The organism is Gemmatimonadales bacterium (genome assembly GCA_036279355.1).
In the GTDB taxonomy this organism is placed as follows: Bacteria; Gemmatimonadota; Gemmatimonadetes; order Gemmatimonadales; family GWC2-71-9; genus DASQPE01.
Window position 1 is genome coordinate 178,134 of record DASUJH010000024.1, and the last position, 22,332, is coordinate 200,465.

Consider the following 22,332-nt stretch of genomic DNA (forward strand, 5'->3'; position numbering starts at 1 on the left):
GGGGAACGCAAGTATCGGGTTTGGGCGGGAAGACGGCCGGCGTGGGCCCTCGCGCTCAGCGGCGGTGCTGCGGCTCGCCGCCGGCGCGGGGCGGCGGCGCAGGCGGGCTTTCGTTCACGTCACCGAGCGGCTCCTCGCGCAGCGATTCGCGGAGCCCGGGATGGAGCCGCCAGATCCACCAGACCATGGCGATCGACCCCAGCGCGGCCGCGATCACCGTGGACCACCAGGGCACCCGGTACCCGGTGGCGGGCGACAGCAGGTACGCATGCAGTACGAGCCACGTGAAACCGAGCACCACGCCGAGCCAGAGACCCATACGAAGCGACCGCTCGCGGAGCACCAGGTGCACCAGCGCGGTGAGCACCATGCCGATCACGATGAACGACGCGAAGTGGAGCAGCGTGTACCCGAGGATCGCGCCGCCGTCGATGACGTCGGGATTCGGCGTCCGATCGCCATGCGCCAGCACCTGGCCGAGCAGGTTCGGCGTGCGGAACGGCATGCCGGCGATCGAGTCGACGATGAAGTACCAGATGATCGCGACGATGGCGCCGGTCAATCCGGCGATCGTCCCCTCGCGAAGCACCGAATGCGTGCGGATTGCCATGCCGGCGCCTCCACTTCTTCCTGAAACTGCCAAGGCCGCGCATGGGCCCGCGGCACTCATGGTGGTATCAGGAAGTGTGGGGCGGCGCGGCCGGGGAGGATGTGTCCGGGCTCACCGGCTCGCCCACGCCGGACGGGGCGTCGCCCGGCAGGCCGCGGGGACCCGTGGCGGCCGCGGCGCGTGCCGCATGCGCTTCCCGCTCCCGCTGCTGCGCGCGGCGGCCGAGCACGAAGGCGGCGACGAAACAGGCGAGGGCGTCCACCAGCAGCACCTCGCCGACGGTGTCCCAGAGCGGCGAGGCGATGTCGTGCAGGAGCAAGAGCATGCCGGCCGAGACCAGGATGGTCCCGACGGCCCGGAGCACCTCCTCCATGTTCTGCCATCTCGTGCGGCGGGCCCAGTACACCGATGCCCACAGCCCGACGATTCCGAGGAGGAGAATGCCGTACCAGATGGCGATCCAGTACTTCCGGCCAGCGATCGTGAGCCACTCCTTGCGAGAAGGCGGCGACCGGGGCGGCAGCGGGGATGAGCCCTGTCACGTTACATCCGGTAGAGCCGATCCACCAGACCCCGGCCGGCATTGCGGGCAACCGCAGGCCGCCCTCAGGCGTTCAAAGGTGTAGATCCCGGTGTCGTGCCCATCGCTCCAGCGGATCCGCAGGCCGTAGGCGCCCACCAGCGAAACCGATTCCGGCCGCACGTCGGGCGGCACGCGGTCCGGGTCGAGCAGCGGTCGGCCGCTCATCTCCTCCACGCACGCCGCGCAGGGGCAGGCGAGCCGGAGCGCCCTCGCGGGATAGAGCCAAGCGTGGCCCGCCGCGTCCCATTCGACGTACAGACCGTCGTCTCGGCGGGTAATCGCGTGCGGAATGGGCGGAAGATTCGTCGTCAACTTGGGCTTTGGTATATTCGAGTGTGACCCGCCACGTCCACCATCTTCCCCTCGCGCAATGAGCTCCAGCACTCTGAATCCATTCGGCGCCCGCGGCACCCTGATGCTCGGCGCGGAGACCGCCGTTATCTACCGCCTCGACGAGCTGGGCCGCCAGGGCCTGGCCGACCTCGACCGGCTCCCTTACTCGATCCGCGTCCTGCTCGAGAATGCGCTGCGCCACGCCGGCCGCGGCATCGTGAGCGAAGGGCACGTGCGCCAGCTCGCCGGGTGGGCCCCCGCTTCGGACGCCGGGCGAAGCGAGATCCCGTTCATGCCCGCGCGGGTCGTGCTCCAGGATTTCACCGGTGTCCCGTGCGTCGTTGACCTCGCGGCGATGCGCGACGCGATGGCGGACATGCGGGGCGACCCCGACCACATCAACCCGGTGGTGCCGTGCGATCTGGTGATCGATCACTCGGTGCAGGTGGATTATTTCGGGTTCGAGCGGGCGTATCAGATGAACGTGGAGCTCGAGCTCGAGCGCAACCGCGAGCGTTATCAGCTCCTCAAGTTCGCGCAGCGCGCCTTCCACAATTTCCGGGTCGTCCCGCCCGGCACCGGCATCGTGCACCAGGTGAACCTGGAGTACCTGGCGCCGGTGGTGCAGGTGCGGCAGCAGTTCGGTGAGCTCACTGCCTTTCCTGACACGTGTGTCGGCACCGACTCCCACACCACCATGATCAACGGCCTCGGCGTGGTCGGCTGGGGCGTGGGCGGCATCGAGGCGGAAGCGGTGATGCTGGGGCAGCCCTACTTCATGCTCATTCCCGACGTGATCGGCATGCGCTTGAGCGGCGCGCTGCCGCTCGGCACCACGGCGACCGACCTCGTGCTGACCGTGACCCAGATGCTCCGGAAGAAGGGCGTGGTCGACAAATTCGTCGAGTTCTACGGGCCAGGGCTCTCGTCGCTCGGGCTTGCCGACCGCGCCACGATCGCGAACATGGCCCCCGAATACGGTGCCACGATGGGGTTCTTCCCGGTCGACGCGGAGACACTGCGCTATCTCGAGCGCACCGGGCGCGACCCGGCCCTCATCTCGGCGGTGGAGCGCTACTTCAAGACGCAGCGGCTCTTCCGCACCGACGACTCCCCGGACCCGGTGTACACCAGCTCGCTCGACCTCGATCTCGGCACCGTGGCACCGAGCCTTGCGGGGCCCCGCCGCCCACAGGACCTCGTGCCGCTTCCGGAGCTCAGGCGGAATTTCCTGGAGAATCTGCCGAGCCTCCTCAGCGCCAATTGCCCGCCCCAGCGGCGCGAGCTGATCGAGAGCAGCTACTCGCGCTGGATCGGCGAAGGCGGCGCGAACGTCACCATCGGCGACATGGGCGCGGAGAAGGGCGGCGCGACCGTGGAGGCGGTGCCGGCGGATGCGCCGCCGGTCGTCCGCGGCATGCACGAAGGCCAGGAGGTCTACCTGCATGACGGCGCGGTGGTGATCGCGGCGATCACGAGCTGCACCAATACATCGAACCCGTCGGTGCTCATCGGCGCGGGGCTCCTCGCCAAGAAGGCGGTCGAGCGTGGGCTCGCCACCAAGCCGTCCGTCAAGACGAGCCTCGCACCGGGCTCGCGCGTGGTCACCGACTATCTCAACGGCTCGGGGCTCACGAAATACCTCGACGCGCTCGGCTTCCAGACCGTGGGCTACGGCTGCACCACGTGCATCGGCAACAGCGGCCCGCTGCCCGAAGCCATCGCAGAGCTGGTCGAGGAGCACTCGCTGGTTACCGCAGCCGTGCTGAGCGGCAACCGGAACTTCGAGGCGCGCATCCACCCACAGGTGCGGGCGAACTATCTCGCGTCGCCGATGCTGGTGGTGGCGTTCGCGCTCGCCGGCCGGGTGGACATCGACCTCACCCGCGAGCCGCTCGGCAATGGTCGGGGCGGCAAGCCGGTCTATCTGCGCGATATCTGGCCTTCGCCGGACGAGATCCGCGACACCATGGCGGCGTCGCTCAAGCCGGAGATGTTCCGGCGCCGCTACGGATCGGTGTTCGAGGGCGACGAAACGTGGCAGACGCTCGCGGTGCCGGAGGGCAGCAGGTACGCCTGGGACGCCCGGTCCACGTACGTGCAGAAGCCGCCGTTCTTCGCCGATCTCCCGGCCGAGCCGCCGCCGCTTCAGGATATCACGGGCGCGCGGGCCCTCGCCGTGCTGGGCGATTCGGTGACGACTGATCACATCTCGCCGGCCGGCGCCATCCCGAAGAACGGGCCCGCTGCGCGCTACCTGCGCGAGCACGGGGTGGAGCAGGTGGACTGGAATACGTTCGGCTCGCGGCGCGGCAACCACGAGGTCATGATGCGCGGCACCTTCGGCAACGTGCGCATCGCGAACCAACTCGTGCCCGGGAAGGAAGGCAACTGGACCCTGCACTTCCCCACCGGCGAGGTGATCTCGATCTACGATGCCGCGATGCGCTACATGGAGGCCGGCACGCCGCTGGTGATTCTCACCGGCAAGGAGTACGGCACCGGCTCGAGCCGCGATTGGGCGGCCAAGGGTCCGGCGCTGCTCGGTGTGAAGGCCGTGATCGCCGAGAGCTACGAACGGATCCACCGGAGCAACCTCGTGGGCATGGGCGTGCTGCCGCTGCAGTACGAGAAAGGGCACGACAGGAAGGCGCTGGGGCTTACGGGGGACGAGACATTTGAGATCAGGGGGATAGCGGAAGGGCTGGCGCCGGGGGGAAGGGTTGCGGTGAAAGCGATAGGGCCTCAGGGCAATACGATCGCTTTTTCAGCGATCGTACGGCTCAATTCGGCGGTCGAGTTGGACTATTTCCGGCACGGCGGGATTCTGCAAAGGGTGTTGCGGGGGTTTAGAGGCCGGCGGTAGGGATGGTAAAGGCGGTAAGGTGCTCGCGAGCCGAGTCCTTACCGCCTTTACCGTCTCTACCGCCGGTACCGACCTTACGCCACCAGATCCCGCAGCCGGTCCCCGGTTTCACCTTCCCGCAAGCGGAGCAACGCGCGGTCCCGAAGCTGGCGGATCCTTTCCCGCGTGACGCCCATCATCCTGCCAATCTCTTCCAGCGTGCGGCTATTCCCGTCTTCCAGCCCAAAGTACAGGCGCAACACCTTGGCATCCCGCGGGGGCAGCGAGGCGAGCGCGATCTCGATGTCCCGCGTCTGGCTGTTGGCCAGCGTGTTCATGTCGGTGCTTTCCTGCTCGCCGCTGGTGAACCGCTCGATGCGCTCGTTGCCCTCGCCATCCCGCGTGGGGTGATCGAGACGAACCGCCTCGGAGTTGAGCGCGCTGAGCGAGCGCACCGCCTCGACGGTGAGCCCGGTGGCGCGGGCCAACTCTTCGGTGGTGGGCATCCGGCCCAGCCGGTCCTTGAGCAGCGTGGTGGTGCGGCCCAGCCGGCTCAGGTCGGCCGTGCGGTTCAGGGGCACCCGCACCGGCCGGCCGTGCCGCGCGATGGCGGCCTGCACCGCCTGCCGGATCCACCAGACTGCGTACGAGATGAACTTGACCCCGCGGTCGGGATCGAACTTCCGGGCGGCCGTCATGAGCCCCAGGTTGCCCTCGCCGATCAAATCCACGAGCGGCACACCCCGGTTCTGGAACTTCTTCGCAACCGACACGACGAAGCGCACGTTGTGCCGTGCCAGGCGCTCCTGGGCAGCTACGTTGCCCTTGAACGCCTTGCGCGCGAGCTCCATCTCTTCGTCTCGCGTGAGGAGCGGCACCCGGCTGATTTCGTCGAGGTAGAGGTCCAGGCTTTCCCGGCCCTCATCCACCGCACGGGCGATCTGGGCGGGCCGGACGGGTCTGCGCTTGGCTCGTGCCTTGATGGTCACTAGTCGAACCTCCTATGGCGAGCGGGCGCATACGGAACCCACGGCGTGCACCGCGGGTGGACGCGCGCGTCGGAATCGGTCGGGCAATCTAGCGGCTAACGTGCGAAAAATCAATAGCTTAGCTACGCCTCCCCGGGACCGCCTGCCTAAACTACTGCTACCAGCGGATTTGCAATCGCGTGACGGGAGTGAGACGCGTGGGGTGACCCGCGTTGCACGCGCGGCAGTCAAGCCGTCACGGCGTCGCCTTGACCGCGCCGCCTCCCGGCGCAGATTACGCCGCCACCTCTGATTCAAGCCACCCCGGAGTTCCGGATGCGTATCGGAGTCCCGAAGGAAGTCGGGCGGGGCGAGCAGCGCGTCGCGCTGGTGCCCGAATCGTGTAAGAAGCTGATCCAGCTGGGGTACGAGATCGCGGTCGAATCGGGAGCCGGTGCCGCGGCGGGCTTTCCCGACCAGCTCTACCGGGATGCCGGCGCCGCCGTATACGCCGACCCTGCCACGCTCCTCGGCTCCGCGGACCTCGTGCTCAAGGTGGGCCCGCCGGGTGCGGGGCCAGCCGTGGGGCCGGCACCGGATCCGGTGGCCCGGGACGAGGTGGCCTGGATGCGGCCCGACGCGATCTATCTCGGCTCGCTCATGCCGCTCAGAAATCTCCCCGCCGTGCGCGCCCTCGCCGCACGCGGGGTCACCGCCTTCTCGACCGACGCGATTCCCCGCACCACCCGAGCGCAGTCCATGGACACCCTCTCCTCCATGGCGAACATTGCCGGTTACAAAGGCGTGCTCCTCGCGGCCGCCGAGCTCAACCGCTATTTCCCGATGCTCATGACGGCGGCAGGGATGGTCTTCCCAGCCAAAGTCTTCGTCGTGGGCGCCGCCGTCGCGGGGCTGCAGGCGATCGCGACCGCGCGCCGCCTCGGTGCCAACGTGGTTGCCACCGACGTCCGGCCGGAGGTGAAGGAGCAGATCGAGAGCGTCGGCGCCAAGTACGTGGGCATCGAGCTCGGCGCGAGCGCGGCGGCGGGCGGCGGCTACGCCAAGGAGCTGTCGGACGAGGATCGCGCCCGCCAGCGGCAACTGCTGGCCGAGCAGTGTGCCCAGTCCGACGTGGTGATCACGACGGCGCTCATCGGCGGTGTCTTGGCGCCGCGCCTCGTGACGGCCGAGATCGTGCGCTCGATGCGTCCGGGCTCGGTGATCGTCGATCTCGCGGCCGATGGCGGCGGCAACTGCGAGCTCTCGCGCCCGGGTGAAACGGTGCGCGAGGGCGGCGTCACCATCATCGCGCCGCTCAATCTGGCGGCCACGATGCCGTTCCACGCGAGCCTGCTCTTCTCCCGCAATCTCACGGCCTTCGTGCAGGCGTTCACGAAGGAAAAGCAGTTCCAGCTCGATCTCACCGACGACATCCAGCAGGGCGCGCTCATCACCCACGGCGGCGCGGTGACCAACGCGCGCACGAGGGACGCGCTCGAGAAGGAGCCCGCATGACCGATCCCACCCCGGCGGCCCAGCCGCTCGACTTCTGGGGCCTCGTCTTCGTCTTCGTGCTGGCCTCGTTCATCGGGCTCGGCGTGATCCGGCGGGTGTCGCGCCTGCTGCACACGCCGCTCATGTCGATTACCAACGCGATCTCCGCGATCGCGGTGGTGGGCTCGATCATCGTGACCGGCGCCGACTATCCGCGTCCGATCCGGCTGCTCGGCGCGGTCGCCCTGTTCGCCTCGATGACCAACATCGTGAGCGGCTTTCTCATCACCGACCGCATGCTCAAGATGTTCAAGACGGACACACGGGCGCGTGACGCGGCGCCGCCGGCAACTCGGCCGGGTGAGGGCGCGCGGCCATGATCCACGATCTGGTACAACCGTCGTACATCATCGCGACGATCCTGTTCATTCTGGCGCTCCACTGGATGAACACGCCGCAGACCGCGCGGCGCGGCGTGTACGCGGGCGTGGTCGCGATGCTCATCGCGGTGGTGGTCACCTGGATCCAGCCGCAGGTCGTGCACCATGGCTGGATCATCGTGGCGATCATCGCGGGCTTCATCGTGGGTGTGCCGCTCGCGCTGGTGCCCCTCACGGCGGTGCCGCAGCGGACCGCGTTGTCCCACGCGTTCGGCGGGCTCGCGGCGGGCCTCGTGGGGACGGCCGAGTACTATCTCGGCGTGGGCGAGGGACCGGAGAGCCTCACCACGTTCCGCATGATCGCGATCATCGCGGAGATCATTCTCGGTTTCCTCACGTTCACCGGCAGCCTCATGGCCACCGGCAAGCTGCAGGAGGTAAAGTGGATTCCGCAGCGGCCGGTGACCTACCCGGGGCAGAACGTGGGCAACGTCGGCCTGCTCGCCGTGGCCGTGGTGCTCGGCGTGGCGCTCATCATGCACCCGACCGCGGCCTGGGCGCCGGCCCTCTTTCCCGTGATCATCGCGATCGCGCTGGCCTTCGGCGTGCTGCTCATCATCCCGATCGGCGGCGCCGACATGCCGACGGTGATCGCCATCCTCAACTCGTACGCCGGCCTTTCGGCGGTGGCGATGGGATTTGCGCTCGACAACCGGCTGCTCATCACGGCGGGCGCGCTGGACGGCTCGAGCGGGCTCATCCTCGCCATCATCATGTGCAAGGCGATGAACCGCTCGTTCGGCAACGTGCTGTTCGGTGCGTTCGGGCAGGCGCCCGCCGCAAAAGCGGGCGGCGAGGAGAAGGTCTACAAGTCGGAGACCTTCGAGGGCGCGGCGCAGGTGCTGGAGCAGGCCAATCTCGTCGTGATCATTCCGGGCTACGGGATGGCGGTTGCGCAGGCGCAGCACAAGGTGCGCGAGCTGTACGACCAGCTCAAGAAGCGCGGGATCACGGTGAAATTCGCCATCCATCCGGTAGCGGGGCGCATGCCGGGCCACATGAACGTGCTCCTCGCGGAAGCCGACATTCCGTACACCGACCTGGCCGAGATGGACGAGATCAACCCCGACATGCCGCAGTGCGACGTGGCGCTCGTGGTGGGCGCCAACGACGTGGTGAACCCGGCGGCACGCTCCGACAAGACGAGCCCGATCTACGGCATGCCGATCATCGACGCCGACAAGGCGCGCACGGTGTTCGCGATCAAGCGGAGCAAGAACCCCGGCTTTGCCGGGATCGACAACGCGCTCTACTTCTCCGATCGGACGTGGATGCTCTTCGGCGACGCGAAGAACGTGATCGGCGAGCTGGTGAAGCAGCTCGCCGGCGGAAGCGGGCTGCACTGAGGTGCGCGGGTCATTTCGCCTGCTCCGCCTGGTCGCCGCGACGGCGCCGGCCGGCCATGTAGACGACCGCGTCCCATGCGTTGTGGATGCCGATGAAGAGCAGCAGGAGAGTGGCGGCTCCGACGGCAAAGAGCGAGGGCGCCGGATGCCGCGGCAAGGCGATCGCAGCCACGAGCAGCGCCGCGTAGGTCACGAGCGGCAGCCCGCTGTGCCATACCCAGTCCTCGAAGACCGGCGCGTAGGCGGTCTGCCGGAGCGCCTGCCGCGTCACGCCGACCGCGTAGAGCAAGCCGCCAGCCCCACATAATGCGACGGCGAGCGCCGCGCCGGGCAGCGCCGGCCAGGGCGCGCTCAGGACGGCGGAGACGAGCAGGGCGAGCGAGAAGTGGACGACGGTCGGGGTGCCGAAGGCGCCGATCGCCTGCGCGTCAGCGAGGACCTCGATTTCCGTCCCGAGCACGATAACGACGAACTGCAGACCCGTGAGCGCGGCGGACGACGAGCCGACGATCACGTAGAAGCTCTCCCAGCCGGCGACCGGAGCCAGCATTCCGTCGGCCATCGTCCCCCCCGTCAGCTCGGCAATTTGATGTTCGGCAGGTGGAGCAGGTCGCCGCCCGTGATGCGGGCGAGCGCCGCCTCGAGTTGATTCTGCGCCTCATCGAGTCGCTGCGTAAGGCCGGCCACGCGGTCCCGGGCTTGCGCCTCAACCGCCGCCGCCTCGCGTCGCACCGGCTCGACCTTGACGCTCACCAGGCTGTCCACCCTGGCCCGCGCCAGTTGCTCCGCCCGTGCCACCTGCTCGCCGATTACGGCCTCGAGTCGATTCGCCACCGCGTCGTCCAGGTTGGATGACAGCGAGAGGTGCGGCGAACGCACGGTGCCGGAGAGCCGCGCGTCCACGCTGAGCCGGTCGAGGCCGGAGACGACCTGCCACACGATGCGCTCGAGGTCGTTGAGCGGCCGGCCGGCGGTATCGATACTCCAGGCAACCTTGTTCGACGCGATGGCCCAGCGGCCGCTCAGCTCGCCGTTCCTGAGCGTGAAGTGGAGCCGCGACGTGCCGCGGCCAGGGTCGAGCCGCACCGGGAGGACCGGCAGGTCAATGGTCGGGAGCCCCAAACCCGCGATATCGGCCGCGATCGAATCGCTGGTTTCCGCGCCGACGTGGTCGAGCACCGCAGCCACGTCGAGCGCGGAGACGATCGGTCCGGCGGCGCGCCGGCTCGCGGAGACGATCGTCGGTTTTCCATAGAGCGCCGGCGCGGACGTGACGCCCTGGACGTTTGCGCTGTACCGCCCTGCGAGCGGCCCCTCCCCCGCGATGGAAAAGCTCACGTCGCCGGCTTCGATCAGGAATGCGGGGTACTTCCGCTCCTTGGGAAAGTGGACGTCAACGCCGGCCTGCCGCAGGCGGTCGGGGCCCGGCGCTTCGTGCGGCAGGAGACCCGGCGGCATGTAGCGCCGGGCGAGCTGCACCCAGTACATCGCCTGCTGAAATCGGGCGACGCTCACCTGCCCGAAGAACGCCTTGCCGATGTCGGGCGCCGCGATGCTCGGCAGCTTGAGCAGGCTCCGGGCAAAGGCGTAGTCGCGCTGGCGCGCCGCGTCGAGCTGCTCGAGGCCGTTGGCCAGCAGGTCCACACCGGCGCGGGCGCTCTGCTCGAGCGCACTCACCCGCGCGCGCGCCTGCTTGATCTGGTGAAGGGTTCGTTGCACGGCGGCGACGGCATCGCGGGTGCCCTGAACGCCGAGCGTTTTCGGGTCGGCGTGCTGGAGGCGCTCGGCGAGGGCGCGGGCGCTGTCGACGACTTCATCGAGCGCCAAGCCCTGGATGCCCTGCTCCAGCGCGCGGCGGGTCGAGTCGGTGCGGTCGCGCAGCGCATTCGCCGCCTGCACGGTGCCGAGTCGGCCCGGGTCGAGCACCAGTTGGCGGATGGTGTCGATCGGCGTGAGCGAGAGGAGCGGCACGTCGAACTTGCGGGTCCATTCGCGCACGGCGCGCACGATCTGCGGTGCCGCACCGTTCGGATTGGCGGCGCGCGCGCGGGTGCTCCGCCGGGTGTTGAATCGCATCCCGGTCAGCGAGAGCCGCTCGACGACGAGCTTCTCCTCGGCCAGCGCGTACGGGTCGAGCTTCACGTGGATGTCGGCCGCCTCGACCAGGTTGCGCATCGGGTCGAAGGGATCGGCCACCTGGAGCCGGTGGAAGTCGGCCGCGACGTCGCGCGGATAGAGGTCGAGCTTGGCGACGTCGACCTCGGTACCGAGCAGATCGCCGCTGGCATCCTCGGTGGTCTCGCGCGCGATCGGCTCGGCGAAGAGCACCACCAGCACGGCGAGAATGATGAAGAGGACGACCAGCGGGCCGATCGCGCGCCAGCGGAAGAGCTTCACGTTCATCCGTCACTCATCGCGGCCGGAACCAGCGATAGACGTTGTAGGCGCGCGAGGCCATGAGCGCCTGGTAGAAGCGCGAGCGCCGCACCCGCTCGCCGATCGTGGCGCGGTAGCGCGCCACCCCCCAGCGGGCTCCGAAGAAGATCGGCACGGCGAGCACGAGCCAGCCGACGAAGCTGCCGAGCACGACGGTGTTGTTGAAGTTGGTGTAGGGCACGAGCGGGATGTTGTACATCGATTCCCAGAGCGGCCGGAGCGCCCGGCTTTCGAGCAGCGCGAAGCCGATCCGGTTGAACAGCGGATCCAGCAGAAATCCCACCGGCACGAACAGCGCCCACCCGAGCATTCCTCCCCCGAACGACACGTTGAGCACCACGACAAGCCCGAAAATGATCGCGTTATGCACGTTGACGAGCGGGGTGAGGCCGAGCACCGAGCCGAACGCTACGCCGAGCGCAACTTGGCCCGGCGTCCCCTCCGAATGGAGGGTGGCGAGCATCGATTGAAGCAGCTTGAGCAGCGTAAGCATGAGCGCAATCGAAGGCGGCGGCGAGGGCGCACGTTGATGGACTTTCCGTCTCACGCAGTATACACTCCGCCGAATATGTCCACACCCCGCCGCGCCCCGCACGTGCACAAATTCGGCGGGGCTTCGCTCGCCGACGCCGAGGCGATCGGGCGCGCGGTCGCCATCGTCCGCGGCCACCGCCACGAGCGTCCGATCGTCGTGGTGTCGGCGATGGCGGGCGCGACGGACACGCTGCTCGCCGTGGCGGCGCGGGCACAGCGCGGCGAGAACGGGGCGAGCACCACGCTCATCGCCGAGCTTGGGGCGCGCTACACGGCGGCGGCGCGTGGGGCGCTGCCGGCCGGACGGGCCCGCACCGACCTCCTCGAATACATCCAGGCGCAGTGCGACGAGCTGGCCGCCGTGGCCGCGGGCCTCCGGCTCCTCCGCGATCTCACGCCGCGCACGAGCGATTTCATTGCCGCGCGAGGTGAGCGGCTGAGCGCGCGGCTCGTGGCCGCGGCGCTCACGGCCGGCGGTGTCCGCGCCCGTTACGTCGACGCGGCGGACGTGGTCCGCACCGACGCGCACTTCGGCCACGCCTCGCCGGATTACGACCGGACCGACCGCGCGGGGCAGCGTGCGCTCGAGCCCTTGCTCGCCCGCGGGATCGTGCCGGTGGTGCCTGGATTCGTCGGCGCCTCGCCCGGCGGCGACGTCACGACGCTCGGCCGCGGCGGCTCGGACCTCACGGCGACGCTCATCGCGCGCGCTGTGGGTGCCGCGCGGGTGTCGCTCTGGAAGGACGTGCCCGGACTCCTCACCGCCGATCCCAGGATCGTGCCCGACGCGCGCGTGATCCCCCAGCTTCACACCCGCGAGGCCGCCGAGCTTGCGTACTACGGCGCCAAGGTGCTGCACCCACGCGCGCTGATCCCGCTCGCGGGCCGGCGGATTCCGCTCTTCGTGCGGCCGTTCGCCGAGCCCGCAGCCGCGGGCACCGAGGTCTCCGAGCGCATCGGCACCACGCGGCTTCCGGTGAAGGCGCTCTCCGCCGCGACCCACCAGGCGCTCGTCACTGTGGCCGGCAACGGCATGCTCGGCGTGCCGGGCATTGCGGCGCGGACGTTTACCGCGCTCCAGGGCCGCAACATCTCAGTGTCGCTCATTTCGCAGGCCTCATCGGAGCACTCGATCTGCTTCAGTGTACCGGCGGCGGCCGCGCGCGGGGCGCGCGAGGCACTCGAGCGCGAGTTCCGCGACGAAATCGCGCGGCGGGAGATCGACGCCGTCGAGGTGCGGCCCGGCCTCGCCACGCTCGCGGTGGTGGGCCTCGGCATGGCAGGCACGCCGGGCATCGCGGCGGGCGTTTTCTCGGCGCTCGCCTCGGGCGGCATCAACGCCGTCGCGATCGCGCAGGGATCGTCGGAGCTCAACATCTCGGTCGTGGTGGAAGGCGAGCACGCGGCGGAGGCGCAGCGGCGGATTCACGCCGCGTTTCAGCTCTCGCGCATTGGCGGCGGGAGCGTGACGCGGCCGGAGCGGGTGGAAGTCGTGCTGCTGGGATTCGGACAGATCGGGCGGATGCTCGCCGGCCTGCTCGCGCGGGTGCGCCGGCCGCAGCTCGAGCTGCGCGTGATCGGCATCATCGACCGCAGCGGGTTTCTCTTCGAGCACCGGGGGCTCGGCGCCCGGCGCCTCGCCGCGCTCGCGGCGGCCAAGCAAGGCGGCACGCCCGTCGCCAAGCTGCCGGGCGGGCGCGCCGGCTCACCGGGCGAAGCGATCGCGCTCATCAGCGGCCACGCGCTGCGCCGGCCGATCCTGGTGGATGTCACCGCGGACGACACCGGCGACATTCTCGCGCAGGCGCTGGCCTCGGGCATGGACCTCGTCCTCTCGAACAAGCGGCCCCTCGCGGGGCCGCGGGCCGAGAGCGAGCGGCTGCACAAACTCGCGCGGAGCTACGGGCGGCGACTCCGGCACGAAACGACGGTGGGCGCCGGGCTGCCGGTCATCGACACGTACTACAAGCTCATCGAATCGGGCGACCGCGTAACCCGAATCGAGGGCTGCCTCTCGGGCACGCTCGGCTTTCTTCTGGACGAGATGAGCCGCGGCCGCGCGTTTTCCGCGGCGCTCCGCGCCGCGATGGCGCAAGGCTACACCGAGCCCGATCCACGCGACGACCTCTCCGGTATGGACGTCGGGCGCAAGGCGCTCATCCTCGGCCGGCTGCTCGGCTACTCGGGCGAGCTGGCGGCGGGCATGGTGGAGTCGCTGGTGCCGGCGGCCGCGCGCGGGCGGACGCTCGCGAGCTTCCTCGCGCGCCTGGAGGAGCACGACGCCGAGTGGGCGCGGCGAATGGACGCGGCCGCGACGCGGAGCCGCGTGCTCCGCTACGTGGCGGCGGTGACGCGTCGCTCGCTCGCCGTGGAGCTGCGCGAGGTCGAGCGTACGAGTCCGTTCGCTGCGCTCAAAGGCGCGGACAACACCGTCGTGTTCACCACCGCGCGGTACAAGTCGAACCCGCTCGTCATCACCGGCCCGGGCGCAGGCCCGCCTGTCACCGCCGCCGGAGTGCTGAACGACATTCTGCAGCTCGGCGCCGCATGAGCATGATGCTCAAGGTTCGCGCGCAGGCGTTCGCGCCCGGATCGGTCGGCAATCTGGGGCCGGGGCTCGACATTCTCGGCCTCGCGGTCGCGGGCGCTGGGGACGAGGTCGCGGCGGAGCGCACGGAGGCAGGCCGCATCACGGTGCGGGGCGCCGGCCACGCCGACCTGCCCACCGATCCTCGGCGCAACACCGCCGCGCTCGCGGCGGCCGAGGTGCTGCGCCGTGCGGGCGCGCGAAGCGTGGGGCTCTCGCTCACGGTGCGGAAGGGGCTGCCGCTCTGCGGAGGCCAGGGCGGGAGTGCCGCGTCCGCGGTGGCCGGCGCGGTCGCCGTGAATCACCTGCTGGGCGGCCCGCTCGACCGCGCGGCCCTGCTCGAGGCGTGCGTCGAGGCGGAAGCCGCGGTCGCGGGGCGCCACGCGGACAACGTTGCGCCGTCGCTGCTGGGTGGAGCGGTGCTCATCCGGAGCCTGCACCCGCTCGATGTGGTGCGCCTGCCGGTGCCGCCGGAGCTCTGGGTCGTGCTCGCGCACCCCGACCAGCGGCTCCGCACTCGGGAGTCGCGCGCCGTGCTCCCGCGCGAGGTGGCTCTCGACGTGGCGCTGCATCAGGCGGCGCAGGTGGCGGCGGTGGTGGCCGCACTCGCCGCCGGCGACTACGCGCTGCTGGGCCGCGCCCTCGACGACCGCGTGGCGGAGCCGGCGCGCGCGCCGCTTCTTCCGGGGTTCGACGCGGCCAAGCGCGCGGCCCACGCGGCCGGGGCGCTCGGCGCGTCCATTTCCGGGAGCGGGCCCACCGCGTTCGCCCTCGCGAGGGGCGAGGCGAGCGCGCGCGCCGTGGGCACCGCAATGCAGGCGGCGTACGCCGAGTCAGGCATGACCGCGCGGATCCGCGTGGCGGAGGTGGATCGGAGCGGCGCGCGGGTGGTGCCGGGAGCGGGGGACGGGTGAGCGGCGAGCGCGGGAGCGGCAGCGCCGCGAGCGCATCCGAGGCGGCGCGCGCGCGCAGCGTGCAGCGCTGCGTCGCCTGCGGGAGCGAGATGCCGGAGAGCGATCCGCGCACCCGCTGCGCGCAGTGCGGCGGGCTGCTCGAGCTCGCCCACGTGGGCCCGGGGTTCACCCGTGAGGCGCTGCTCGCATGCTTTGCGGAGGCCCGCGGCGCGTCGGGCAGCAACGCCGCCACCGACGGCGGCGCCCAATCAGGCGTCTGGCGCTTCCAGGCCGCCGTGCTGCCCTCCGCCCGGGAGATCATTACGCACCCCGAAGGCAATACTCCCCTGCTCCACCGCGCCGCGCTCGACCGCTGGACCGGCGCCGGGCAGCTCCTCATGAAGCACGAGGGCCACAACCCGACCGGCTCATTCAAGGATCGCGGCATGACGGTCGGCGTGACGCAGGCCAAACGCCTCGGCGCCGCCGCCGTGGCGTGCGCCTCGACCGGCAATACGTCGGCATCGCTCGCGGCATACGCCGCGCAGGCGGGCATTCCCGCGCTCGCACTGGTACCGTCCGGCAACGTCGCCCTCGGCAAGCTCGCGCAGAGCCTCGCGTACGGTGCGCGCACGCTGCTCGTCCGCGGCGACTTCGACGACTGCCTGCGCCTGGTCGAGCAAGCGAGCGAGCAGCTCGGCGTCTATCTGCTCAACTCGATCAATCCGTTTCGCATCGAGGGCCAGAAGACCATCGTGCTCGAGCTGCTCGAGCAGCTCGGCTGGGACGCGCCCGACTGGATCGCGGTGCCCGCCGGCAACCTCGGCAACACCGCCGCGTTCGGGAAGGCGCTGCGCGAGGCGCGCGCCTGGGGACTCATCGACCGGATGCCGCGGATCGCCGCGGTGCAGGCGGAGGGGGCGGCACCGTTCGCGCGGAGCTTCGGCGAGGGGTTCGCACGGCGGCACACGGTGAAAGCCGAGACGGTGGCGACCGCGATCCGCATCGGCGACCCGGCATCGTACGAGCGCGCGGTGCGAACCATCCGCGAAACCGACGGGGTGGTACTCGCCGTGAGCGACGCCGAGATCCTCGAGGCCAAGGCGGCAATCGATGCGGCGGGCGTCGGCTGCGAACCCGCGAGCGCCGCGAGCGTCGCCGGCGTGCGGCGCCTCATTCGAGACGGCGTGATGCGGCCGTCAGAGCGGATTATCAGCGTGCTCACCGGGCACGTACTCAAGGACCCCGGTGTGCTGATCCGCTATCACCAGGAGATGGACCCGCCGCCTGCCGGCGCCAACCGCCCGATCGAAATCGACCCGACGCTCGGGGAGGTGGAGCGGATCCTCCGACTCACTGCGGCGCCCGCGTAGCGCCCTCGCCGGCGCGTGCCTCCTCGGCCGGAGGCGCGCTCGCGTTCACGATCCGCCAGATCATCCCCTTGCCATCCGACGCCACATAGAGCGCGCCATCGGGCCCCACCGCAACGCCCGAGGCACGGAGCCATGTGGGCCCCGCGCTCCCGATCGCGAATGTGCTGTACTTGCCGGTGGGCTTGCCGCTCCGGAACGGCACCCACGACACCCGGTAGCCCGCCTGCGGCAAAGGCGCGCGATTCCACGAGCCATGGAAGGCGATGAAGAGCCCGTCGCGATAGGCCGAGCCGAATTGCCGCGCCGTGGCCGGGGTGGAGAACGCGATCGCGAGCGGGGCCCAATGCCCCGGGAACGCAATCAGTGGCTCCTTGAATTCGGCGCAGCGGCCCACCCTGGTGCCGTCGCCGCCGTACTCCGGCGCCAGCACCAGGTGATGCAGGTCCACGTCGTAGTAGCAGTACGGCCAGCCGAAGTTGTCGCCCTTCTCGATGCGCACCAGCTCCTCGCCTGGATTCTCGGCGCCCTTCTTCGCGGGGACGCCCCAGTTCTGCGTGAGCTGGTCGCGCCCCATCATGGCGCCGTAGAGCGCGCCGGTGCCGGGCTGGATGGCGAGCGCCACGGTATTGCGCAGCCCGGTGGCGAACCGCTCGCCATCGCCGAACGTCTGCCCTGGCTTCGAGGCGGAGAATCGCCAGATGCCGGCACGGGTCTCGAGCTCGGTGCACGGATCTTTGCCCGGTGAATGCGATTGACGGTTCGCCACCTGACAGCTGTTCGTGGCCGACCCGACGTTCACGTAGAGTGCATCGCCGGGACCGATGGCGATGCTCTTGGCGTTGTGGTCGCCGCCGTGCGGCAGACCGCTCACGACGGTTTCCCGCGGGCTCGTCGGCTCGAGCTGGCCCGCGCGCCAGGGGTAGCGGTACACGGCGTCGTCGGTCGCGTAGTAGAGAAATCCATCCGTGAGCGCGATGCCGGTGCCGCCATCCTTGCCGAAGTGGCGCACGAGATCGGCGACACCATCGCCGGTAGTGTCGCGCATCCCGGCCACGTTCTTGTCGGAGATGTTGGCGAAGACGTCGCCGTTCGGCGCCACGGCGAGATGGCGCGCGGGGCCCAAGTCCTGCGCGAAGACTGCGGCGCAGAATCCGTCGGGCAGCGTGAGGCCGGCATTGTCTTTCGCGCAGGACGGTGCCGGATGGCGCGACGGCGTTGCGGCGACGGCGAACGCGCCCAGCGCGAGCGCGGCGCCGCGCCGAGCGGCGATCTGAATCGAGCGAGAGCGAGCGATGGCGAGCATGGCAGTCACCGGGTGCAAACGGGTTCGAAGGCGTCGATCCTTCGCCTGGAATATGGGCGAATCCGGCGGCCCGGGCGCGTGATGGGCGCCACAAAGTCGGTGCTCCCCTATTGCCGCTGGGGAAAAGCGTCATACTTTGATGTGCGTTGGATTGCTTTCTTGCGGCACCCCCCGTACTCACCGTCAGAGGGAGATGCGCGATGGCCACCACCAGGAGAAAGAAGTCCGCACGCAAGTCGGCCAAAAGGTCCTCCAAGAAGTCGGCCAAGAAGTCCGCCAGGAAGTCCGCGCGCAAGCCGGTCGCCCGGAAGCGCGCCGCCCGGCGCCCCGCGCGGCGGAAGAGCGCGGCCACGCGGAAGCCGAATGCCGCGTTCATGAAGCCGATGACGCCGGACTCGGCGCTCGCGGCCGTGGTCGGGTCGACCCCGCTCCCCCGCACCGAGGTCACCAAGAAGCTCTGGGGTTACATCAAGAAGCACGGGCTCCAGGATCCCAAGGAGCGCCGCATGATCAACGCCGATGACAAGCTGCGCCCCGTCTTCAACGGCAAGTCGCGGGTCTCGATGTTCGACATGACGAAGCTGGTGAACAAGCACCTGAGTTGACGCGAGCCGTGCGGCTCGACCGGGGGCGCTCCCGTCGGAGCGCCCTTTGCGTTTCCCGTTCTCCGCGCACGCTGTTATCGTTGTGCCCCTATGCCAGGCCCTCAATACATCTTCACGATGCGGGACCTCCGGAAGGTCGTCCCTCCGAGCCGCGAGATCCTCAAGGGAATTCATCTCGCCTTCTTTCCCGGCGCCAAGATCGGCGTGCTGGGCGCTAACGGCGCCGGCAAGAGCACGCTGCTCCGGATCATGGCGGGTGTGGATCACGATTTTCAGGGTGTTGCGCGCCCTGCGGACGGCATCCGCATCGGCTATCTCCCGCAGGAGCCGGCGCTCGATCCCGCCAAGGACGTGCGCGGCAACGTGGAGGAGGCGGTGGCACCGGTGCGGGCGCTGCTCACCGAGTTCGAGACGGTGAGCGCGCGCTTTGCCGAGCCGATGGACGACGACGAGATGGCGCGACTGCTGGAGCGGCAGGGCGACGTGCAGACCCGCATCGAGGCCGCGAACGCATGGGACCTCGAGCGCACCATCGACATCGCGATGGACGCGCTCCGCCTGCCGGCCGGCGATGCGGATGTAGCCACGCTCTCGGGCGGCGAGCGCCGCCGCGTGGCGCTCTGCCGCGTGCTGCTCGAGCAGCCTGACATGCTGCTGCTCGACGAGCCCACCAACCATCTCGATGCCGAGAGCGTCGCGTGGCTCGAGCGGCACCTGGCGGAGTTTCCGGGGACGGTGGTGGCGGTGACGCACGACCGGTATTTCCTCGACAACGTCGCGGGCTGGATCCTGGAGCTGGACCGCGGCTTCGGCATTCCCTGGCAGGGCAACTACTCGTCATGGCTCGCACAGAAGCAGCAGCGGCTCGCGGTCGAGGAAAAGCAGGCCTCGGCACGACAACGCACGCTGGAGCGGGAGCTCGAGTGGATCCGCATGGCGCCGCGGGCGCGCCAGGCCAAGTCGAAGGCGCGCATCACGGCGTACGAGCAGTTGCGCGACGAGAGCGAGCGGGCGCAGGAGGGCACGGCGGAAATCCTCATCCCGGTGCCGGCGCGGCTCGGCGACGAGGTGGTGATCGCCGACGGGCTCGCCAAGGGCTACGGCGAGCGGCTCCTGTTCGAGAACCTGAGCTTTGCGCTGCCGCGCGGCGGCATCGTCGGCGTGATCGGACCCAATGGCGCGGGCAAGACGACGCTCTTCCGGATGATCGTGGGCCAGGAGCAGGCGGACGCGGGCACGCTCACGGTGGGCAGCACGGTGCAGCCGGCCTACGTCGATCAGTCGCGCGACGCGCTCGATCCGGACCACACGGTGTACGAGGAGATTTCGGGCGGGCAGGACCAGCTCGCGTTCGGGCGCCGACAGGTGAACGCGCGAGCCTACTGCGCCGGGTTCAACTTCCGCGGCGCCGATCAGCAGAAGCGCGTCGGCGATCTCTCAGGCGGCGAGCGGAATCGCGTGCACCTCGCCAAGCTGCTCAAGAGCGGCGGCAACCTGCTGCTGCTCGACGAGCCCACCAACGATCTCGACGTGGACACGCTGCGCGCGCTGGAGCAAGCGCTGCTCGACTTTGCGGGCTGCGGCGTGGTGATCAGCCACGACCGGTGGTTTCTCGACCGGATCGCCACGCACATGCTCGCGTTCGAGGGTAACAGCGAAGTGGTGTGGTACGAGGGGAACTACGCCGACTACATCGAGGACCTCAAAAAGCGGAAGGGGCCGGACGCGGACCAGCCGCACCGTATCGCATACCGGAAGCTCGTGCGGACGTAGCAGCCCGTCGCTGTTTACGCCCCGTCGCCGACCGCTTACCCTTAGGCCCATGACGAGCCAGACCAGCCGGATTCCGTACCTCCCCGCGAGGATCGAGGGACTCGCGTCGATCGCCATGAACCTCTGGTGGAGCTGGAGCCGCGAGGCCCGCGACCTCTTCCGCGCCATCGACGAGCTGCTCTGGCACCACGTCCGCCACAATCCACTCGACTTCCTCTGCCGCGTGGACCCCGCACGCGTCGCCGCGGCGGCGAGCGACCGCGACTTCCTCCGCCGCTACGACGACGTCGTCGCGCGGATGACCCACGAGCTCACGACCGGCGACACCTGGTTCGCGCGCAACTATCCCGACTCGCGTGACGGCCCCGTCGCCTATTTCTGCGCCGAGTTCGGCCTCCACGCCTCGGTGCCGATCTACTCCGGCGGCCTGGGCGTTCTGGCCGGCGACCATTGCAAGGCCGCATCCGACCTGGGCCTGCCCATGGTGGGCGTCGGGCTCTTCTACATGAAGGGCTACTTCGACCAGCGGCTCCGGCTCGATGGGTGGCAGGAAGACAGCGACGAGGAGTACGACATCACCCGCACGCCGCTCGAACCGGTACGCGGGCCGCGCCACGAGAGCTTCCTTACCGTGGTCGAGACCATGGGCCGCCCGGTGCAGGTCCGCGCCTGGCGCCTCATGGTGGGCCGCGTGCCGGTCTATCTGCTCGATACCAACCTCGAGGCCAACCACCCCGACGACCGCGGCCTCATGAGCAATCTCTACGGGGGCGGCCGCGATCTTCGCCTCAGGCAGGAGTGGATCCTCGGCGTGGGCGGCGTACGGGTGCTGCGTGCGGTTGGGGTGAATCCCGGCGTGTGGCATGCGAACGAGGGCCACGCGGCGTTCATGATGGTCGAGCGGCTGCGCGAGTCCGCCGCCCGCGGCACCGCCTTCGCCGATGCGCTGCGCGAGGTGCGGGCCACCAGCATCTTCACCACGCACACGCCCGTGCCCGCAGGGCACGACGCCTTTGCCGTCGAGCAGGTGGAGGCGTGCGCCGGCCCGGTGTGGGACGAGGTGGGCATCTCGCGCGACCAGTTTTTCTCGCTGGGACAACATCCCGCGCTCCCCGGCCAATTTCATATGACGGCTGCGGCCGTCCGCTGCGCCGCCCGGGTGAACGGCGTCTCGCGCCAGCACGGCCAGGTGTCCCGTCACCTCTGGCGCGAGCTCTGGCCCAGCCGGCCCTGGGAGACGGTGCCGATCGGTCACGTTACCAACGGCGTGCACGTCCGCACCTGGATGGCGGCGCCCGTCATGGACCTGCTCGACGAGCGCCTGGGCCGCGACTGGATGGACCGCAGCGACGACCCAGCCCTCTGGGATCAGGTGCTCACGCTCGACCACCAGCGGCTCTGGGATGCGCACGTGCGCCTCAAGGGCGTGCTCTTCGACTACGTGCGCGAAGACGCGCGCCACCGCTTTGCCGACCAGCACACGGAGGCGGCGCAGGTGGTGGGCGCCGGGACGCTGCTCGATCCCAAGGCGCTCACGATCGGCTTTGCCCGCCGGTTCGCCACCTACAAGCGCGCCAACCTCATATTTCGCGACCTCGACCGGCTGCGCCGGCTGCTGGTGAATCCATGGCGCCCGGTGCAGATCGTCTTCGCCGGCAAGGCGCATCCCGCCGACAACCCGGGCAAGGAAGTCTTGCAGTGTGTCTACCAGTTCACCCGCGATCCGGCGTTCGAGGGGCGCGTGGCGTTTCTGGAAGACTACGACATGCACCTTGCGCACCTGCTGGTGCAGGGCACCGATGTGTGGGTGAACCTTCCGCGCCTCCCGCTCGAGGCCTCGGGCACGAGCGGCATGAAGGCGGCGCTCAACGGAGTGCCCCAGCTCGGCACCCTCGACGGGTGGTGGAAAGAGGGGTACGACGGGCTCGCGGGATGGGCCATCTCGCCGGCGGGCGAGACCGAAGAGACCGATGCCGCCGACGCCGAGCGATTCTACCGCCTGCTCGAGGAGCAGGTGATTCCCTTGTACTACAGCCGGGACGCCCGCGGCGTCCCGCTTGGCTGGGTGGAGAAGATGCGCTACGCGATCCGACTGGCGGGCGCGCGCTTCACCGCCCGGCGGATGATACAGGAATATGTCCAGGAGTACTACGCACCGGCGTTCCACGCAGACGCAACCGCAGACGATCCCCCCACCGCGTGAGCAGGC

Annotated in this window: 18 protein-coding genes; 10 read left to right on the plus strand and 8 right to left on the minus strand. The window is 69.8% G+C overall.

Annotation, left to right across the window (positions count from 1 at the left end; translation table 11 throughout):
• Window positions 1–55: 55 nt before the first annotated feature.
• From VFW66_06695 to VFW66_06705, 3 genes are all read right to left on the minus strand, one after another.
• Window positions 56–610 (minus strand): hypothetical protein, encoded by a 555-nt coding sequence (locus VFW66_06695; GenBank protein HEX5386365.1) that lies wholly within the window; start codon window positions 608–610, stop codon window positions 56–58.
• Between the two features lie 67 nt (window positions 611–677).
• Window positions 678–983, minus strand: coding sequence for a hypothetical protein (locus VFW66_06700; GenBank protein ID HEX5386366.1), 306 nt, complete (start codon window positions 981–983; stop codon window positions 678–680).
• A 165-nt stretch (window positions 984–1,148) separates the two neighbouring features.
• Window positions 1,149–1,505, minus strand: a complete 357-nt coding sequence (locus VFW66_06705; protein HEX5386367.1) for a DUF971 domain-containing protein — start codon at window positions 1,503–1,505, stop codon at window positions 1,149–1,151.
• A gap of 58 nt (window positions 1,506–1,563) precedes the next feature.
• Here VFW66_06705 and VFW66_06710 point away from each other — a divergent pair, with 58 nt between their 5' ends.
• Entirely contained in the window at window positions 1,564–4,392 is a 2,829-nt protein-coding gene (locus VFW66_06710; protein ID HEX5386368.1) for an aconitate hydratase, read from the plus strand.
• A 74-nt stretch (window positions 4,393–4,466) separates the two neighbouring features.
• Here the strand turns inward: VFW66_06710 and VFW66_06715 are convergent, their stop codons facing one another.
• Complete coding sequence (locus VFW66_06715; protein ID HEX5386369.1) at window positions 4,467–5,360, minus strand: sigma-70 family RNA polymerase sigma factor; 894 nt, start codon at window positions 5,358–5,360, stop codon at window positions 4,467–4,469.
• Between the two features lie 315 nt (window positions 5,361–5,675).
• On the opposite strand from VFW66_06715, the gene VFW66_06720 reads away from it, so the two are divergent.
• The 3 genes from VFW66_06720 to VFW66_06730 are packed head-to-tail and all read left to right on the plus strand — an operon-like array spanning window position 5,676 to window position 8,619.
• Complete coding sequence (locus VFW66_06720) at window positions 5,676–6,854, plus strand: Re/Si-specific NAD(P)(+) transhydrogenase subunit alpha (protein HEX5386370.1); 1,179 nt, start codon at window positions 5,676–5,678, stop codon at window positions 6,852–6,854.
• A complete protein-coding gene (locus VFW66_06725) occupies window positions 6,851–7,213 on the plus strand; it encodes an NAD(P) transhydrogenase subunit alpha (protein ID HEX5386371.1) in 363 nt (120 codons plus the stop codon). Before VFW66_06720 ends, VFW66_06725 begins: the two co-directional genes overlap by 4 nt.
• On the plus strand, window positions 7,210–8,619 hold the full coding sequence (locus VFW66_06730) for an NAD(P)(+) transhydrogenase (Re/Si-specific) subunit beta (GenBank protein HEX5386372.1): 1,410 nt from the start codon (window positions 7,210–7,212) through the stop codon (window positions 8,617–8,619). Before VFW66_06725 ends, VFW66_06730 begins: the two co-directional genes overlap by 4 nt.
• Before the next feature lie 10 nt (window positions 8,620–8,629).
• On the opposite strand, the gene VFW66_06735 is transcribed toward VFW66_06730, so the two are convergent.
• Genes VFW66_06735 through VFW66_06745 form a run of 3 tightly spaced genes read right to left on the minus strand, consistent with a single transcriptional unit; the run spans window position 8,630 to window position 11,602 of the window.
• Window positions 8,630–9,181 (minus strand): hypothetical protein, encoded by a 552-nt coding sequence (locus VFW66_06735; GenBank protein ID HEX5386373.1) that lies wholly within the window; start codon window positions 9,179–9,181, stop codon window positions 8,630–8,632.
• 11 nt (window positions 9,182–9,192) lie between these two features.
• Window positions 9,193–11,022 (minus strand): TIGR03545 family protein, encoded by a 1,830-nt coding sequence (locus tag VFW66_06740; GenBank protein ID HEX5386374.1) that lies wholly within the window; start codon window positions 11,020–11,022, stop codon window positions 9,193–9,195.
• Between the two features lie 7 nt (window positions 11,023–11,029).
• The gene (locus tag VFW66_06745) at window positions 11,030–11,602 is read right to left on the minus strand and encodes a TIGR03546 family protein (protein ID HEX5386375.1); all 573 of its coding nucleotides are present in this window, start codon (window positions 11,600–11,602) and stop codon (window positions 11,030–11,032) included.
• Window positions 11,603–11,650: 48 nt separating this feature from the next.
• On the opposite strand from VFW66_06745, the gene thrA reads away from it, so the two are divergent.
• Genes thrA through thrC form a run of 3 tightly spaced genes read left to right on the plus strand, consistent with a single transcriptional unit; the run spans window position 11,651 to window position 16,442 of the window.
• Entirely contained in the window at window positions 11,651–14,140 is a 2,490-nt protein-coding gene (gene thrA, locus VFW66_06750) for a bifunctional aspartate kinase/homoserine dehydrogenase I (GenBank protein HEX5386376.1), read from the plus strand.
• Window positions 14,137–15,090, plus strand: a complete 954-nt coding sequence (locus VFW66_06755; protein ID HEX5386377.1) for a homoserine kinase — start codon at window positions 14,137–14,139, stop codon at window positions 15,088–15,090. The genes thrA and VFW66_06755 overlap by 4 nt, the downstream gene beginning before the upstream one ends.
• A complete protein-coding gene (thrC, locus tag VFW66_06760) occupies window positions 15,087–16,442 on the plus strand; it encodes a threonine synthase (protein HEX5386378.1) in 1,356 nt (451 codons plus the stop codon). Before VFW66_06755 ends, thrC begins: the two co-directional genes overlap by 4 nt.
• Here thrC and VFW66_06765 read toward each other — a convergent pair.
• Window positions 16,423–17,745 (minus strand): PQQ-dependent sugar dehydrogenase, encoded by a 1,323-nt coding sequence (locus VFW66_06765; GenBank protein ID HEX5386379.1) that lies wholly within the window; start codon window positions 17,743–17,745, stop codon window positions 16,423–16,425. The genes thrC and VFW66_06765 overlap by 20 nt on opposite strands.
• A 200-nt stretch (window positions 17,746–17,945) precedes the next feature.
• Here VFW66_06765 and VFW66_06770 point away from each other — a divergent pair, with 200 nt between their 5' ends.
• The 3 genes from VFW66_06770 (at window position 17,946) to glgP (ending at window position 22,326) form a co-directional block, all read left to right on the plus strand.
• Window positions 17,946–18,350 (plus strand): SWIB/MDM2 domain-containing protein, encoded by a 405-nt coding sequence (locus VFW66_06770; GenBank protein ID HEX5386380.1) that lies wholly within the window; start codon window positions 17,946–17,948, stop codon window positions 18,348–18,350.
• A gap of 90 nt (window positions 18,351–18,440) precedes the next feature.
• Window positions 18,441–20,123 (plus strand): energy-dependent translational throttle protein EttA, encoded by a 1,683-nt coding sequence (gene ettA, locus VFW66_06775; protein ID HEX5386381.1) that lies wholly within the window; start codon window positions 18,441–18,443, stop codon window positions 20,121–20,123.
• 49 nt (window positions 20,124–20,172) lie between these two features.
• Window positions 20,173–22,326, plus strand: coding sequence for an alpha-glucan family phosphorylase (gene glgP / locus VFW66_06780; GenBank protein ID HEX5386382.1), 2,154 nt, complete (start codon window positions 20,173–20,175; stop codon window positions 22,324–22,326).
• Window positions 22,327–22,332: the final 6 nt, after the last annotated feature.